Origin of the sequence: Streptomyces sp. NPDC102406 (genome assembly GCF_044765725.1) — a bacterium.
Taxonomy (GTDB): domain Bacteria; phylum Actinomycetota; class Actinomycetes; order Streptomycetales; family Streptomycetaceae; genus Streptomyces.
In genome coordinates, this window is the sequence record NZ_JBIWKP010000010.1 from 18120 (window position 1) to 32575 (window position 14456).

The 14456-nt window shown below is 71.5% G+C and carries 11 protein-coding genes; 7 read left to right on the top strand and 4 right to left on the bottom strand.

From position 1 onward, the window contains the following. Positions 1-51: 51 nt before the first annotated feature. A complete protein-coding gene (locus ACIRF8_RS30300; RefSeq protein WP_404220274.1) occupies positions 52-699 on the bottom strand; it encodes a response regulator in 648 nt (215 codons plus the stop codon). A 62-nt stretch (positions 700-761) separates the two neighbouring features. Continuing rightward, positions 762-2390, bottom strand: a complete 1629-nt coding sequence (locus ACIRF8_RS30305; protein ID WP_404219909.1) for a sensor histidine kinase — start codon at positions 2388-2390, stop codon at positions 762-764. 692 nt (positions 2391-3082) lie between these two features. On the opposite strand from ACIRF8_RS30305, the gene ACIRF8_RS30310 reads away from it, so the two are divergent. From ACIRF8_RS30310 to cseC, 5 genes are all read left to right on the top strand, one after another. Continuing rightward, a complete protein-coding gene (locus ACIRF8_RS30310; RefSeq protein ID WP_404219911.1) occupies positions 3083-3994 on the top strand; it encodes an A/G-specific adenine glycosylase in 912 nt (303 codons plus the stop codon). 166 nt (positions 3995-4160) lie between these two features. Further along, entirely contained in the window at positions 4161-4712 is a 552-nt protein-coding gene (locus ACIRF8_RS30315; RefSeq protein ID WP_404219913.1) for a SigE family RNA polymerase sigma factor, read from the top strand. Between the two features lie 26 nt (positions 4713-4738). Further along, positions 4739-5398: a hypothetical protein gene (locus ACIRF8_RS30320; protein ID WP_404219915.1), complete on the top strand. Its 660-nt coding sequence runs from the start codon at positions 4739-4741 to the stop codon at positions 5396-5398. Between the two features lie 123 nt (positions 5399-5521). Continuing rightward, on the top strand, positions 5522-6250 hold the full coding sequence (gene cseB / locus ACIRF8_RS30325; protein ID WP_404219917.1) for a two-component system response regulator CseB: 729 nt from the start codon (positions 5522-5524) through the stop codon (positions 6248-6250). Positions 6251-6271: 21 nt separating this feature from the next. Then, on the top strand, positions 6272-7759 hold the full coding sequence (gene cseC, locus ACIRF8_RS30330; RefSeq protein ID WP_404219919.1) for a two-component system sensor histidine kinase CseC: 1488 nt from the start codon (positions 6272-6274) through the stop codon (positions 7757-7759). Positions 7760-7811: 52 nt separating this feature from the next. Here cseC and ACIRF8_RS30335 read toward each other — a convergent pair whose 3' ends face one another. Further along, the gene (locus tag ACIRF8_RS30335; protein ID WP_404219921.1) at positions 7812-9440 is read right to left on the bottom strand and encodes an MDR family MFS transporter; all 1629 of its coding nucleotides are present in this window, start codon (positions 9438-9440) and stop codon (positions 7812-7814) included. Positions 9441-9602: 162 nt separating this feature from the next. Here ACIRF8_RS30335 and ACIRF8_RS30340 point away from each other — a divergent pair, with 162 nt between their 5' ends. Then, on the top strand, positions 9603-10187 hold the full coding sequence (locus tag ACIRF8_RS30340) for a TetR/AcrR family transcriptional regulator (protein ID WP_404219923.1): 585 nt from the start codon (positions 9603-9605) through the stop codon (positions 10185-10187). A gap of 12 nt (positions 10188-10199) precedes the next feature. Here the strand turns inward: ACIRF8_RS30340 and ACIRF8_RS30345 are convergent, their stop codons facing one another. Continuing rightward, positions 10200-10895 carry a M23 family metallopeptidase gene (locus ACIRF8_RS30345; RefSeq protein ID WP_404219925.1) on the bottom strand — a complete coding sequence of 232 codons (696 nt, stop codon included), beginning with the start codon at positions 10893-10895 and terminating at the stop codon, positions 10200-10202. 471 nt (positions 10896-11366) lie between these two features. Here ACIRF8_RS30345 and ACIRF8_RS30350 point away from each other — a divergent pair, with 471 nt between their 5' ends. Further along, a complete protein-coding gene (locus ACIRF8_RS30350; protein WP_404219927.1) occupies positions 11367-14396 on the top strand; it encodes an NACHT domain-containing protein in 3030 nt (1009 codons plus the stop codon). Positions 14397-14456: the final 60 nt, after the last annotated feature.

Sequence of the window (14456 nt, forward strand, 5' to 3'; positions counted from 1 at the left end):
CGGGTTTTGGTTCCGGGTCGGGTTCTGGTTCCGGGTCGATCTAAGGCGGGATCAGGTCAGCAGGCCCGCCTCGTACGCCACGATCGCCGCCTGTACGCGGTTCTTGACCTCCAACCGGTCGAGGACCGCGCTGACATACGCCTTCACCGTGCCCTCCACCAGATGCAGGCGGCCCGCGATCTCCGGGTTCGAGAGGCCCGCGCCGACCAGGCCGAGCACCTCGCGCTCCCTTGGCGTGAGCGCCGCCACGCGCTGCCGGGCCGACGCCTCGCGCGTCAGCCTGCCACCGCCGAGGCCATCGATGACGTGCCGCGCCACCTTCGGTGACAGGAACGCGGCGCCGCTCGCCAACGCGCGTACCCCCGCCATCAGTTCGTACGGGTCGCCGGACTTCAGCAGGAAGCCGGTCGCCCCGCCGGCGAGCGCCCGCGCGACATACGCGTCCTCGGAGAACGTCGTCAACATCGCCACCGCCGTACCCGGCATCGTCGCCGTGATCTCCTCCGCCGCCGCCAACCCGTCCATGCGCGGCATCCGGATGTCCAGCAACGCCACGTCCGGGCGGTGCGCCCGGGCCGCGGTCACCGCCTCACGGCCGTCCGCGGCCTCGGCCACCACCTCGAAGTCACCGCCCGCCGCGAGGATCGCGCCCACTCCCGCGCGGATCATCGCCTCGTCGTCGGCCAACAGGACTCTGATACGGCGCGGTTCATCCGGGGTCGGCTTCGGGATCGGTACCGGGTTCGGCTTCGGGTTCGGGTTCAGCGGAGCCACTCCTGTTCCTCCTCCTGTATCTGGTCCGCCGTTCCCGCCTTGGGGATCACGGCCTTGTCGATGAGCGTGCGCGCCGCGCCGTCGTCGAAGCACAACCTGAAGTGCTCGACCGTTACGAAGAGTTCACCGCTCGCCCGGTAGTAGCGGCACTCCGCGTGCGCGGGCGGGGGCGTGGGCGCGCGCTCGACCGGCGGGTCACTGATCGTCCGGTCGGGCAGGTGAAGTGCCGCCTCGGCCAGGGGCGTGCCGACGCGGAGCTGCGCGTACGCCTGCGGCGTGAGGACCGCGTGTGTCTTCGTGTACGCGTACCAGGTGAACGCTCCGCCGATCAGAACGGTTCCCGCGGTGGCGGCTCCCGCGAAGGCGAGGGCCACTCGGCGGCGGGCTGTCCGGTGTGCCTGGGCGTAGCCCCCGGGGTCGGTGTCCGGTGCGGGTGGCCGGGTGGGGGTGGCTGGTTCGGCGCGGGGGGTGGCGGTCGTGGGGAGCTTTGCCGTCACTCGGAAGCCGTCCTTGTGCGGGCCCGCCTCGAACGTGCCTCCCAACGCGGTCACGCGCGCGTGCAGACCCAACAGGCCCGTGCCCGTGCCAGTGCCGCTGCCGCGTGGGTGTGGGTGTGGGGGTGTGGGTCCGGGTGTGGGTGTGGGTGCGTACGTGGTGACCGTCAGCGTTGTTTCTGCCGGGCCGTGGTGCGTCTCCACGACGACGGGGGCGCCCGGCGCGTGCTTCGCCGCGTTCGTCAGAGCCTCCTGTACGACCCTGTAGGTGGTCCGGTCCTCCGGGGCCGGTGCCCCTACGAGGCGTACGCGCAGGCCCGAACCCGACGCCCGTTCCACCAGTTCCTCGACGCTCTCGCCGGCGGGGGCGAGCGGGGCCGGTTCGTCGTCCTCCTCGCGCAGCAGGCCGATGATGCCGTGCAGCCGGTCGGTGGCGTCGGAGGCCGCCGCGCGCAGTTCGGCCGCCGCCGTGCGGTGCGTCTCCGTCAGGCCGGGCGCGACCTGGAGAGCGCCCGCGCGCAGCGCGATGAGGCTCAGCTCGTGGCCCAGGGAGTCGTGCATGTCCTGCGCGATACGGGCCCGCTCGCGCAGGCGGGCGCGGTCCGCGACGATGCGGTGCTCCCGCTCCAGTTGCTCCGCCCTCGCCCAGCCCGCCGCGGTCAGCTCTCGGCTCTGGCGCCAGTACCGGCCGATGAGCCACGGGAACACCGCGCCGAACAACAGCGTGCCCATGAGCACGAGCCACTCCGCGGCCGGGTCCACCTGGCGCAGCGCGATCCTGCCGGTGCCGGTGGCCGCCACCGCCGCGAAGGCGAGGAGGGAGGGGCGTACGGCTCTGGAGCGCAGGCCCATCAGGTACGCGAACGTGGCGAGTGCCGGGCCGTAGGAGAGGGTGAACAGGGACGACGCCGCGGCCAGGCCGGGGGCGGCCGCCAGGGTGAAGGCGGTGGCGGGCAGGCGGCGGTGCAGTGCGGTGGCTGCGGCCAGGGTGGCGAGGCCGGCCAGTTGTCGGCCTGCTGAGCTGGGTTCGTGCAGGTGCAGGTGGTCCACGAGCAGGACTGGCAGGGCGAGGGCCGCCCAGAGCGACAGGTGCGCGAGGGCGCGGCGGCGTCCGGGAGTCACGTCGCCGACGGTACGCCGGGGTGGGGGGTCGGCGCCCCTGCCGATCGTCAGGTGGTCCGGGGCGGCTGTCCGGGCCGGGTGCGCCGCCTGTCTCGTCGTGGGGCGGGGCTGTGCCGGTGGGGCCCCGCGCCCTGCGCCCCGTCGCGTTGTGGGGCGGGGCCGCGCCGGGGTACCTCCTCGGCCGGATCGGGTGCCTGGCCCTCTGAACGCCATAGGCGCGTCATCCGGCGCTGAGTCCCTGCGGTGTCCTGCGGGGGCACCCCGACACGTCCCCTCACGCCGTCGTGCGAGTGCCGGACCGGTGGGGAGTCCCGCGCCTTGCGACCCGTGGCCTCGTGGGGCGGGGCCGTGCCGGTGCGGCCCGCGTTTTACGCCCCGTCCCTTCGTGGGGCGGGGCCGCGCCGGGGTACCTCCTCGGCCGGATCGGGTGCCTGGCCCTCTGAACGCCATAGGCGCGTCATCCGGCGCTCGGTTCCTGCGGTGTCCTGCGGGGGCACCCCGGCACGTGCCCTCACGCCGTCGCGCGAGTGCCGGACCGGTGGGGAGTTCTGCGCCTTGCGACCCGTGGCCTCGTGGGGCGGGGCGCCTTGTCGTTTCATGCGTGCGGGGGCTGCGGGCGGGCCGCCGTCCGGGGTTGCCTTGGGCCGGGTCGGGGTGGGGGGCGGGGGGTGACGTGGCAGGATCGGGGTGCCATGACTGCGCTCACGAAGACCCCCGAGAACGTCCCCGGTCGCTCCGATCTTCACGAACCCGTCATCGACTGGTTCGGCGACCACGCCCGAGACCTGCCCTGGCGGCGCCCCGACGCAGGGCCGTGGGGCGTGATGGTCAGCGAGTTCATGCTCCAGCAGACGCCGGTGAGTCGGGTCCTGCCCGTCTACGAGCAGTGGCTCGCCCGGTGGCCCCGCCCCGCCGACCTCGCGAAGGACGCCCCGGGTGAGGCCGTACGGGCCTGGGGGCGGCTCGGGTATCCGCGGCGCGCCCTGCGCCTGCACGGTGCCGCCGTCGCCATAACGGAGCGGCACGGCGGTGACGTGCCGACGGGGCACGCCCAACTGTTGGCACTGCCCGGCATCGGTGAGTACACGGCGGCGGCGGTCGCCTCGTTCGCCTACGGGCAGCGTCACGCCGTGCTCGACACCAATGTGCGGCGGGTGTTCGCGCGCGCGGTGGCCGGGGTGCAGTACCCGCCGAACGCCACCACCGCGGCGGAGCGCAAGCTGGCCCGCGCGCTGTTGCCAGAGGAGGACGAGGTCGCCGCCAAGTGGGCCGCCGCCTCCATGGAGCTGGGCGCGCTGGTGTGCACGGCGAAGAACGAGGAGTGCCACCGGTGCCCGATTGCGGCGATGTGCGCGTGGCGGCTCGCCGGGAAGCCCGCGCACGACGGGCCGCCGCGGCGGGGGCAGACGTACGCGGGGACGGATCGTCAGGTACGCGGCAAGTTGCTGGCCGTGTTGCGGGAGGCCGTGGCCCCGGTGCCGCAGAGCGCGCTCGACCGGGTGTGGCACGAGCCGGTGCAGCGGGCCCGGGCCCTGGACGGCCTGGTCGCGGACGGACTGGTGGAGCCGCTCCCGGGCGGGCTCTATCGGCTGCCCACGGGGTGAACCGGGCATCTCTTTAGGCAGCTCTTAGGTTCGTTACACAACCGACGGACAGCCGTGCGTTCGTCGCAGGCTGGAACGGACAACGCCGTGACAACACCTCCGTAGCTTCTTCCACGTAACCGCACATGACAGGTGCGGCCACGGGGATTGCGGGAGGCGGTTGATCATGACGCACGGCGGCGAGGTGCTCGAGTTCGAGGAGTACGTCAGGACGCGGCAGGACGCCCTGCTGCGCAGCGCCCGGCGTCTGGTGCCGGACCCCGTGGACGCGCAGGACCTGTTGCAGACCGCGCTCGTGCGGACGTACCGGCGGTGGGACGGCATAGCGGACAAGCGGCTGGCCGACGCCTATCTGCGGCGCGTCATGATCAATACGCGGACCGAGTGGTGGCGTGCCCGGAAGCTGGAAGAGGTGCCGACCGAGCAGCTTCCGGAGTCCGCGGTGGACGACTCCACCGAGCAGCACGCCGACCGCGCGCTCCTGATGGACGTCATGAAGGTGCTGGCACCGAAGCAGCGCAGTGTCGTGGTGCTGCGACACTGGGAGCAGATGTCCACAGAGGAGACGGCCGCCGCGCTCGGTATGTCGGCCGGAACCGTGAAGAGCACGCTGCACCGGGCTCTCGCCCGGCTCCGTGAGGAGCTGGAGAGCCGTGACCGCGAAGAGCTGGTGTCCCGCGCGCTCGAACGTGAGGAGCGGGAGCGTTGCGCGGCCTAGGCACACGTGCCATTCGTGCTTCTCGGATGCGTAGGGCCCTGAGAGTTCTCAAGGCGGGAAGGTCGGCTGTCGCCGGGCTCGCCGTCGTCGGGATTCTCGTCGGGGCCCTCGCGGCGTGTTCGGCGGGAGGCACGGGGGCCCGCGACGAGGGCCCCGCCCGGTCGGACCCGGTCGGTTCGACCGAGCCCGCCGCCTCCGCGATGGCGTCGCCGTCCGAGGTCCCGAAGTCGGTCGACGCGGTGCGGCTGGTGAAGAACGACCCCAAGGTCAGCACGGACATCAAGCGCGACCTGCAACCGTGTGTGGCGGACGAGTACCCGGTCGACGTGAGTTACGGAAGCCTGACCGGCCGTACGGCGAACGATGTCGTGGTCAATGTGATGACCTGCGGTGACGCCGTCGGGATCGGGACCTATGTGTACCGCGACGAGGGCGGCGACTATCGGAACGTGTTCCAGGCGGAGGAGCCCCCGGTCTACGCGGAGATAGACCGGGGTGATCTGGTGGTCACCAAGCAGGTGTACGAGGAGGGTGACTCGGTCGCCTCCCCGTCGGGTGAGGAGATCCTCACGTACCGCTGGAGCAAGGACCACTTCGTCGCGCGGAGTCGTACGCACAACGACTACAGCCACGCCGTGGACGGGGAGTCCCCCACTCCCGTTCCCGCCCCCACCGACGGCGGCTGAGCGGGCACGAGATCCGACACGATGAGCCCGATCACGATCAGTCCGACACGATCAGTCCGACACGAAGAGTTCGAGACGATGAGTTCGAGACGAGCGGAGGAGAACCGGATGGGTGGTGCTGCCATGGGTGAGCGCAAGGGGGAGCAGACCCACGTGCTGTTCGTCGAGGACGACGACGTCATCCGCGAGGCCACTCAGCTCGCCCTGGAGCGCGACGGCTTCGCGGTGACCGCCATGCCGGACGGGCTCGCGGGTCTGGAGGCGTTCCGCGCGGACCGGCCGGACATCGCGCTGCTCGACGTCATGGTGCCGGGGCTCGACGGGGTCTCCTTGTGCCGGCGTATCCGGGACGAGTCGACGGTGCCGGTGATCATGCTCTCCGCGCGCGCGGACTCCATCGACGTCGTGCTCGGCCTGGAGGCCGGGGCGGACGACTACGTGACCAAGCCGTTCGACGGGGCCGTTCTGGTCGCCCGGATCCGTGCCGTGCTGCGCCGCTTCGGGCACGCGGGCGGACCGGCGGCGGCCGGTTCCGGCACCGCCGAGGAGACGGCCGGTCCTGGCGACGGTGTCCTGCACTTCGGGGACCTGGAGATCGACACGGAGGGCATGGAGGTCAGGAAGGACGGCGCCACGGTCGCGCTGACGCCGACCGAGATGCGGCTGCTGCTGGAGTTCTCCTCGGCGCCCGGCACCGTCCTGTCCCGCGACAAGCTCCTGGAGCGTGTCTGGGACTACGGCTGGGGCGGGGACACCCGCGTCGTCGACGTCCACGTCCAGCGGCTGCGTACGAAGATCGGGCAGGACCGCATCGAGACGGTCCGCGGTTTCGGCTACAAACTGAAGGCCTGACGGGTTGATGGGGAAGCGGATATGAGGGGGACGGCGGACACTCCGCACCCGCGCGAGCCGGTCGGCGCCACGGACCGGCCCGGGTCGGCCGGTGCCACGCGCGCCGCCGGTGCGGACACGGTCGCCGCCTCCGGAGGTGGCCCGCGCTCCCGCGTCGCTCTGCGTTCCCTCTTGCCCCGGCGGTTGCGGCGCAGCCTGCGGACCGGGGTGCGGTGGAAGATCAGCGTGGCCATCGCGCTGGTCGGCGCGCTCGTCGCCGTGGCGCTGAGTCTCGTCGTGCACAACGCGGCGCGCGTCTCGATGCTGGACAACGCGCGCGATGTGCAGGACGAGCGGATCCAGTTCGTGCAGCGGCAGTACGAGGCCCGCGGCGGCAACCTGCCCGTCGGCTTCAAGGTCAACGACCCGGACATGCCGCGTGAACTGCGGAGCAAGGTGCTGTCCGGGCGGCGCGCCACCTTCGTCTCCGCGCCGTCCAACGGCGTACCCGACATCTGGGCCGCGGTGCCGCTCAGCAACGGCGACCTGTTGTCGGTCCACACCCGTTTCACCGACCGCAGTGCCACCGTCATGAAGGACCTCGACCAGGCCCTGCTGATCGGCTCCATCTCGGTGGTGTTCGGCGGCAGCGCGCTCGGTGTGCTCATCGGCGGCCAGCTCTCGCGGCGACTGCGCAAGGCGGCGGGCGCGGCCCGCGAGGTCGCCCAGGGCGGGACCGACGTCCGCGTACGCGAGGCCATCGGTGGTGTCGTGCGCGACGAGACCGACGATCTCGCGCAGGCCGTCGACGCGATGGCCGACGCCCTCCAGCAGCGGCTGGAGGCCGAGCGCCGGGTCACCGCGGACATCGCGCACGAGCTGCGCACCCCGGTCACCGGCCTGCTCACGGCCGCCGAGCTGCTGCCCGAGGGCCGGCCGAGCGAGCTGGTGAAGGACCGGGCCCAGGCCATGCGCACCCTCGTCGAGGACGTGCTCGAAGTGGCCCGGCTCGACAGCGCCGCCGAGCGGGCCGAGTTGCAGGACATCATGCTGGGCGAGTTCGTGGAGCGCCGGATGGCCACGCGCGCCGCCGACGGTGTCTCCGTGCAGGTGATCCACGAGTCCGAGGTGACGACGGACCCGCGCCGCCTGGAGCGCATCCTGTTCAACCTGCTGGCCAACGCCGCCAAACACGCCCGGCCGCCCATACAGGTCAGCGTCGAGGGCCGGGTCATCCGGGTCCGCGACCACGGACCCGGCTTCCCGGAGGAGCTGTTGGAGGAGGGGCCGAGCCGGTTCCGCACCGGCGCCGCCGACCGTGCCGGGCACGGGCACGGTCTCGGGCTGACCATCGCGGCGGGCCAGGCCCAGGTCCTCGGCGCCCGGCTCACCTTCCGCAACGTACGCCCGCCGGGGGCCGGGCCCGACACCCCGGCGGAGGGTGCCGTGGCCGTGCTGTGGCTGCCCGAGCACGCGCCGACCAACACCGGCAGCTTCCCGATGCTGCGCCTGCCCGACAAGAGACAGTGACGCCCCCGGCGCCGAGGCGCCGGGGGCGGGGTGAGCCGAGGAGAGCGGTCCGTCAGACGGACTCCGGTACCGCCTTGTCGCCCCGCGCGGTGTCCACGGCCGTACCGCTCTCGGCCGGTCCGTCGCCGGTGTCCTTGGCGTCGGCCGGTTTCTGCGGTCCGGCCCCGCGCAGCGCGACCTCCTTGACGAACCACGCCGCGACCAGCGCGACGATCGCCACCACAGCACCGAGCAGGAACGCCGAGTGCGTACCGGAGGAGACCGCGTACTGGTAGGCCTCGCGGGCCGGTGCCGGGAGCTTCGCCAGGCTTGCCGCGTCGAGCTGTGCCGACTGCTCGGAGAGCTTCCCGCCGAGCGCCCCGGCCTTGGCGGCCATGATCTCCTGCACCTTGTTGTTGAACAGCGCGCCCATGATGGCGACACCGAACGAGGAGCCGAGGGTGCGGAACAGGGTCGTGGACGAGGACGCGACGCCCATGTCCTTCATCTCGACGCTGTTCTGCGCGACCAGCATGGTGATCTGCATGAGGCAGCCCATACCGGCGCCGAGCACGGCCATGTAGAGGCCCGAGGTGAAGCGTGAGGTCTCGGTGTCCATCTGCGCGAGCAGGAACAGTCCGGCCACCATCAGGATGCTGCCGACGATCGGGAAGACCTTGTACTTGCCGGTGTTCGTGGTGACGCGGCCCGCGATCAGCGATACGGCCATCATCGCGAGCAGCAGCGGCAGGAGGAGCAGTCCGGAGTTGGTGGCGGAGGCGCCCTGGACGGCCTGTTGGTAGAGCGGCAGGAAGAGGACCGCGCCGAACATCACGAAGCCGGTGATGAAGCCGATCAGGGACATCAGGGTGAAGTTGCGGCTACGGAAGATGTGCAGCGGCAGGATCGGTTCCGCGGCCCTGGTCTGGGAGAACACGAAGCCGACGAGTGCGGCCACGCCGATCCCGATGAGCTCCATGATCACGGCGGAGGTCCAGGCGTACTCGGTGCCGCCCCAGGTCGTGACGAGCACGATCGAGGTGATGCCGACGGTGAGCAGCGCCGCGCCCAGGAAGTCGATCTTGCCTGTGGAGCGCTTCTTCGGCAGGTGCAGGACCGTAGTGATCATGGCGAGCGCGACGGCGCCGATCGGCAGGTTGATGTAGAAGGCCCAGCGCCAGCCCAGGTGGTCGGTGATGGTGCCGCCGACGAGCGGGCCGCCGATCATGGCGAGCGCCATGACGCCGGCCATCATGCCCTGGTACTTGCCGCGCTCCCGGGGCGGGATCAGGTCTCCGATGATGGCCATGACGCCGACCATCAGGCCACCGGCGCCGAGCCCCTGGACGGCGCGGAAACCGATCAGTTGGCTCATGTCCTGGGCCATACCGCTGAGCGCGGAGCCGATCAGGAAGATCACGATCGAGGTGAGGAAGGCGCCCTTCCTGCCGTACATGTCGCCGAGCTTGCCCCAGATCGGGGTCGAGGCGGCGGTGGCGAGCGTGTAGGCGGTGACCACCCAGGAGAGGTGGTCGAGTCCGTCGAGCTCGCCGAGTTCGCCGACGATCGTCGGCATCGCGGTGCCGACGATCATGTTGTCGAGCATGGCGAGCAACATGGCGATCATCAGCGCCATCAGCACGACGCGTACGCTGCGTGGCTGTTTCGCCTGCTCTTTGTCGTGTATCGCTGCTTCCGCCATGATCCTCAGCTCCCCCAGGAACGGATGTACACCCGGACTTACTTGACGCCCGGCTAGTTACCTACGATGGTGAAGGTAGAGCCCAACTAGCCGGGCGTCAAGTAAGTTTTTCCCGAGAGAACCTAACCTTGAGAGAACGTCGAGGAGTACGAGAGGCACGCGATGGTCACGGGCAGCAGCAACAAGCCGCAGCAGCGGCGCGGGAACACGCGTCAGCGCATCCAGGACGTGGCCCTCGAACTCATCGCCGAGCAGGGGTACGAGAAGACCTCGCTCCGGGAGATCGCCGAACGCCTCGGCGTCACCAAGGCCGCGCTGTACTACCACTTCAAGACCAAGGAAGACATCGTCGTCAGCCTCTTCGACGACCTGATGACGCCGATCGACGAGTTGATCGCCTGGGCGAAGACGCAGCCGTCGACCCTGGAGACCAAGCGCGAGATCCTCACCCGTTACGGGCGCGCGCTGAGCGACGCGGCCCCGCTCTTCCGCTTCATGCAGGAGAACCAGGCACAGATGCGCGAGCTGAGCATCGGCGAGGACTTCAAGGGCCGGATGCAGGCTCTCCTGAATCACCTGCTGCCCGAGGACGTCACGCTCACCAACCGGGTGCGTTGCTTCAGCGCCCTGTTCTCCATGCACGCGGGGATGTTCGTCCTCAGAGACGTCGAAGGCGACCTGGAGGAGAAGCGCAAGGCTGTCCTCGAGGTCGCCACCGACCTGGTCACCCAGGCCCACCAGGGCTGAGCCCCGGGTGGATCAGACGTGCACGCCCTTGGAGTGCATGAAGGAGACGGGGTTCACCGCGGAGCCGTAGTTCGGGGTCGTACGGATCTCGAAGTGCAGGTGCGGGCCGCTGGAGTTGCCGGTGTTGCCGGACTGCGCGATGTGCTGGCCCGTGGTCACGCTCTGGCCGACGTGGACGTCGACCCGGGAGAGGTGCGCGTACTGGGAGTACGTGCCGTTGCCGTGCTTGATCACGACGGCGTTGCCGTAGGCGGGGCCGTCACCGGCGCCGTTGCCGCCGGTCTTGACGACGGTGCCGCCGTGCACGGCCATGACGTTGGTGCCGACCGGCACGGCGAAATCCTGGCCGGAGTGCTTGCCGGTGGACCACATGCTGCCGCCCTGGGCGTAGCCCGCGGAGAGCGTGTAGTTCTTGACCGGGTCGATCCAGGAGGCAGCCTTCTTCACGGCGTCCTGCTTGGCCTTCGCGGCGGCCTGCTTGGCCTTCGCGGCGGCCTGCTTGGCGGAGTCGGCGGCCTTCGCCTGGGCGGTGGCCTGCGCCTCGATGGAAGCGGCGGACACGCTCGGCAGCGCGCCCTGGGCGGAGTCGGCGGCGAACGCGACCCCGGCGCCCAGCGCGGCGGACACTCCGAATCCGGCGGCCACGACGGCGGCGCGCTGACGGAGGATCGACGTGGCGGGGCGGCGGGACATGGTGCGCTTCGACATGCGGGAGACCTCTTCGAGCTTCGGGGACATTCGGGTCCGGTCGCCCCCGGGAACCTGGAGCGGACTCCGGCGGGCGTGAAGGGACCCGGCTCACGTCCTCGTGTCGCCGGGTCGGCTATCCCTTGGTAACCCCAGCCCCCATCTCCGCCCAAACCCCCCATCTACTACGAAACCTCGTACCGAGGCACGGTGACGGCGGTCTCTTGACACCCCTGCGGAGCCAGCCACCCTGCGCCCGATTTATCGCCGGATCAGTTGTTTAAGCGCACTTCATCGCCCTGACGCCGGGCCGGGAAGGAACCTACCGGCGCTTTGTTCCTAAAAGGGACAAATAACCGGCACCCTACAGCCACGTAACGATCTCTTGAACAGGGCAACGTCCCACTATTTCCCGTAGTACCGGACAAAACGCCTGTGCGGCTTGTCACCGCCGCTCACCGGCGAGTGTGACCGGCGCTACCCTTCCGGACCATGGATCCCGCTGTCCTCGGCACCCGTCTGGCCACGAGCGTGATCGTCCCGGCGCTCAGAAAACTGCTCGTCCAGGAGGGCCCCGGCGCGGGCCTCACCGACCGGCCCGTACGCATCTCCGGCCTTGTCTCCTTCAAGGGCGAGAAACGCACGCTGACCGAGCGGGACGTCGAACACCTGGCCAGGAAGCTCGTCACGGCCGCGCTCGACGGGCCCGGCGAGCCCCCGTTCCCGTACGACGAGGGCGAAGCGGTCGCCCTGGCCCTCGCCCGCACCCTGCGCTCCCTGGGCGACCTCGACATGGACGACGTACAGGCCGTCCGGCTCGGCCACCGGGAACTGGCCCGCGCCCTGCGCTCCGCGGCCCCCGCGCCCGACCTGTCCACGGACGCCGCCTACTTCCTCGACTCCCTCACCGAGTGGGCGTGCCTGCACGTCCTGCACTTCTTCACGCAGCGGTCCACGTTCGTGGCCCGCACCCTGGTGGAACAGAGCCGGGGGCAGGCCGAGACCATCGCCAAGCTGGACGCCCTGCTCGCACGGGGACCGGGCAGCGGCGCCGACCGCGCGTTCGAGGAGCGCTACCGGCGCTACCTGGCCCTGCGCCACAACCGGCTGACGATCTTCGGCCTCGACGCCGGCGACACCGCCGACACCTGGCCCCTCGACCTCGCCTACCTCCACCTCGAAGCGACCACCACCGACGACGGCCCCTTCGGCCCCGACTCCCCCGAACCCAGCGCCGTCACGGTGCGCCTGCCGGTCGCCGACGCCTTCGCGGTCCGCGGCCACGACCGCGTCCTGCTGCGCGGCGGAGCGGGCTCGGGCAAGACCACCCTGATCCAGTGGCTGGCGACCACCACCGAGGACCGCATCCCCTACGTCCTGCCACTGCGCACCCTGGTCCGCGCCGCCCGCCTGCCGTCCCCCGCCGACTTCCTGGCCGGTACGGACTGCCCGCACACCCCGCCCGACGGATGGGCCGAGCGCGTCCTCACCGACGGCCGCGCCCTCGTCATGGTCGACGGGCTCGACGAGGTCCCCGCCGCCGACCGCCTGCGGGTGCGCGACTGGCTGCTCAGCCTCGTGCGCGGCTACCCCGGCAACCGCTGGCTGCTCACCGCCCGCCCCACCGCCGTCCGCCCCGAATGGCTGGCCGACGACGGCTTCGCCGAACTCGCCCTCGCCCCCATGGACGGCCCCCGCGTCACCGCCTTCGTCCGGCGCTGGCACACCGCCGCCGGCGCCCCCGAGCACGAGGAACCCCTCCTCGACGCCCTGCGGACCAAACCCGACCTCGCCCGGCTCGCCGCCAACCCCCTGATGTGCGGCCTGATCTGCGCCCTGCACCGGGCCCGCCGCGGCTACCTCCCGCCGCGCCGCAAGGCCCTGTACGACGCCGCGCTCCAGATGATCCTCACCGAACGCGACCGGCAGCGCGGCATGGGCGACCTCGACGGCATCGGCCTGGAGACCGAGGACCAGATCGAACTCCTCCAGCGCCTCGCCTACGCCCTCGTCCTCGCGGGCCGCAGCGAGATGGACGAGGACACCGCGCTCTCCCTCCTGGAACGCGCCCTGCCCTCCGTCCCCGCAGCCGCCGCGCAGGGCGACGCCCCCGCGATCCTGCGCCACCTCCTGCTCCGCAGCGGCGTGCTGCGCAGCCCGGCGCCCGGGATCGTCGACTTCGCGCACCGCACCTTCCTCGACCACCTCGCCGCCCGGTACGCCGTCGAGGAGGGCCACTTCGACGTCCTGCTCGGCCGCGCCGACGACACCCAGTGGGAGGACGTCCTGCGGATGGCCGTCGCCCATGCCCGCACACGCGAACGCGGGCGACTGCTGCGCGGGCTCCTGGCCGCCGGCACCCCGCGCCTGACCCTGCTCGCGCTGGCCTGCCTCCAGGACGCGACCTCGGTCGACCAGGAGGTCGCGGAGGAGGTACGGCAGCGGGCCGCGGCCCTGATCCCGCCGCGCACCCTCACCGAGGCGGAGCGACTGGCCGAGGCGGGCCGTATCGTCCTGGAGCTGCTGCCCGGCCCCCAGGGCCTGCCGGACGACGAGGCGCACGCGGTGGTCGTCACGGCCTCCCTGCTCGGCGAGGAGGGTTCGCTGCCCGTCCTGAAGAAGTACCGGGACCATCCGTCCTTCCAGGTGCGACGGCAACTGGTCGGGACCTGGCACCGCTTCCCCGCGCAGGAGTACGCCGACGAGGTCCTGGCCCATGTGGATCGCGACCAGCTCGACCTCACCGTACGCAGCCGCGAGCAGTGGGAGGCGGCGAGGACCATGGCGCCCTGGGCGCGACTCGACCTCGCGGGGTCGTTCACGTGGGAGGAGATCCTCGCGGGCACGGATCCGGAGCGGCTGGAATCCCTCGCGCTGTCCGACAACACCGCCGTGGACGACCTCCGGCCGCTACGGGACCTGCCCGCTCTGCGCTCCCTCACCCTGCGGCGTTGCCCGCACGCCACCGACCTCGGCCCACTCGTCGACACCCCCTTGCAGCACCTCGGTGTCCTCGGTGTGCCGGGCACCCATGGCCTCGCCTCGCTGAAGCGCCTGTCCTCCCTCACGATCGGCTATCCCCTGTCCGGGGCGGCGCTCACGGACGAACTCCCGTTCTCCGACCGGTTGCGGACCCTCTATCTCACCGGGGACGCGATCACCCGCACCCGGCTGCGGGGACTGCCCGTCCTGTCCGGGCTCACCTTCCTCAGCCTCAGCGCCCCGCTCGGCGACCTCGACGCGGACGACTGGGAGGACCTGGCCGACCACACGGGCCTCACCACGCTCTTCCTGGTCGGCGGGACCCTCCCACGGCCGCCGCTCCCGGCGCTCCCGCACGTCGTCAACCTCGGGCTCTACCTCCCCGGCGGCCCGGCCCAGTTCGCCGACCACGCCCCGCTCTTCCCGGCACTGCGCTTCGCCGAGGTCTTCCCGGGCCCCTCGGCGGACCCGGACCCGGCCGCGTACGCCCGCCTCTTCCCCGGGGCCCGGGTCACGGTGCGGCACCGACGTCAGGCATGACAAACGGGTGGGCCCGGACCGTTCCTCAGGAACGGTCCGGGCCCACCCGTACTCGGGCTC

Excerpts from the sequence above, each read along its gene's own strand:
- ACIRF8_RS30310 (WP_404219911.1), top strand. The coding sequence starts at position 3,083 with ATGACTGCGCTCACGAAGACCCCCGAGAACGTCCCCGGTCGCTCCGAT.
- ACIRF8_RS30315 (WP_404219913.1), top strand. The coding sequence starts at position 4,161 with ATGACGCACGGCGGCGAGGTGCTCGAGTTCGAGGAGTACGTCAGGACG.
- ACIRF8_RS30320 (WP_404219915.1), top strand. The coding sequence starts at position 4,739 with ATGCGTAGGGCCCTGAGAGTTCTCAAGGCGGGAAGGTCGGCTGTCGCC.
- cseB (WP_404219917.1), top strand. The coding sequence starts at position 5,522 with ATGGGTGAGCGCAAGGGGGAGCAGACCCACGTGCTGTTCGTCGAGGAC.
- cseC (WP_404219919.1), top strand. The coding sequence starts at position 6,272 with ATGAGGGGGACGGCGGACACTCCGCACCCGCGCGAGCCGGTCGGCGCC.
- ACIRF8_RS30335 (WP_404219921.1), bottom strand. The coding sequence starts at position 9,440 with ATGGCGGAAGCAGCGATACACGACAAAGAGCAGGCGAAACAGCCACGC.
- ACIRF8_RS30340 (WP_404219923.1), top strand. The coding sequence starts at position 9,603 with ATGGTCACGGGCAGCAGCAACAAGCCGCAGCAGCGGCGCGGGAACACG.
- ACIRF8_RS30345 (WP_404219925.1), bottom strand. The coding sequence starts at position 10,895 with ATGTCGAAGCGCACCATGTCCCGCCGCCCCGCCACGTCGATCCTCCGT.
- ACIRF8_RS30350 (WP_404219927.1), top strand. The coding sequence starts at position 11,367 with ATGGATCCCGCTGTCCTCGGCACCCGTCTGGCCACGAGCGTGATCGTC.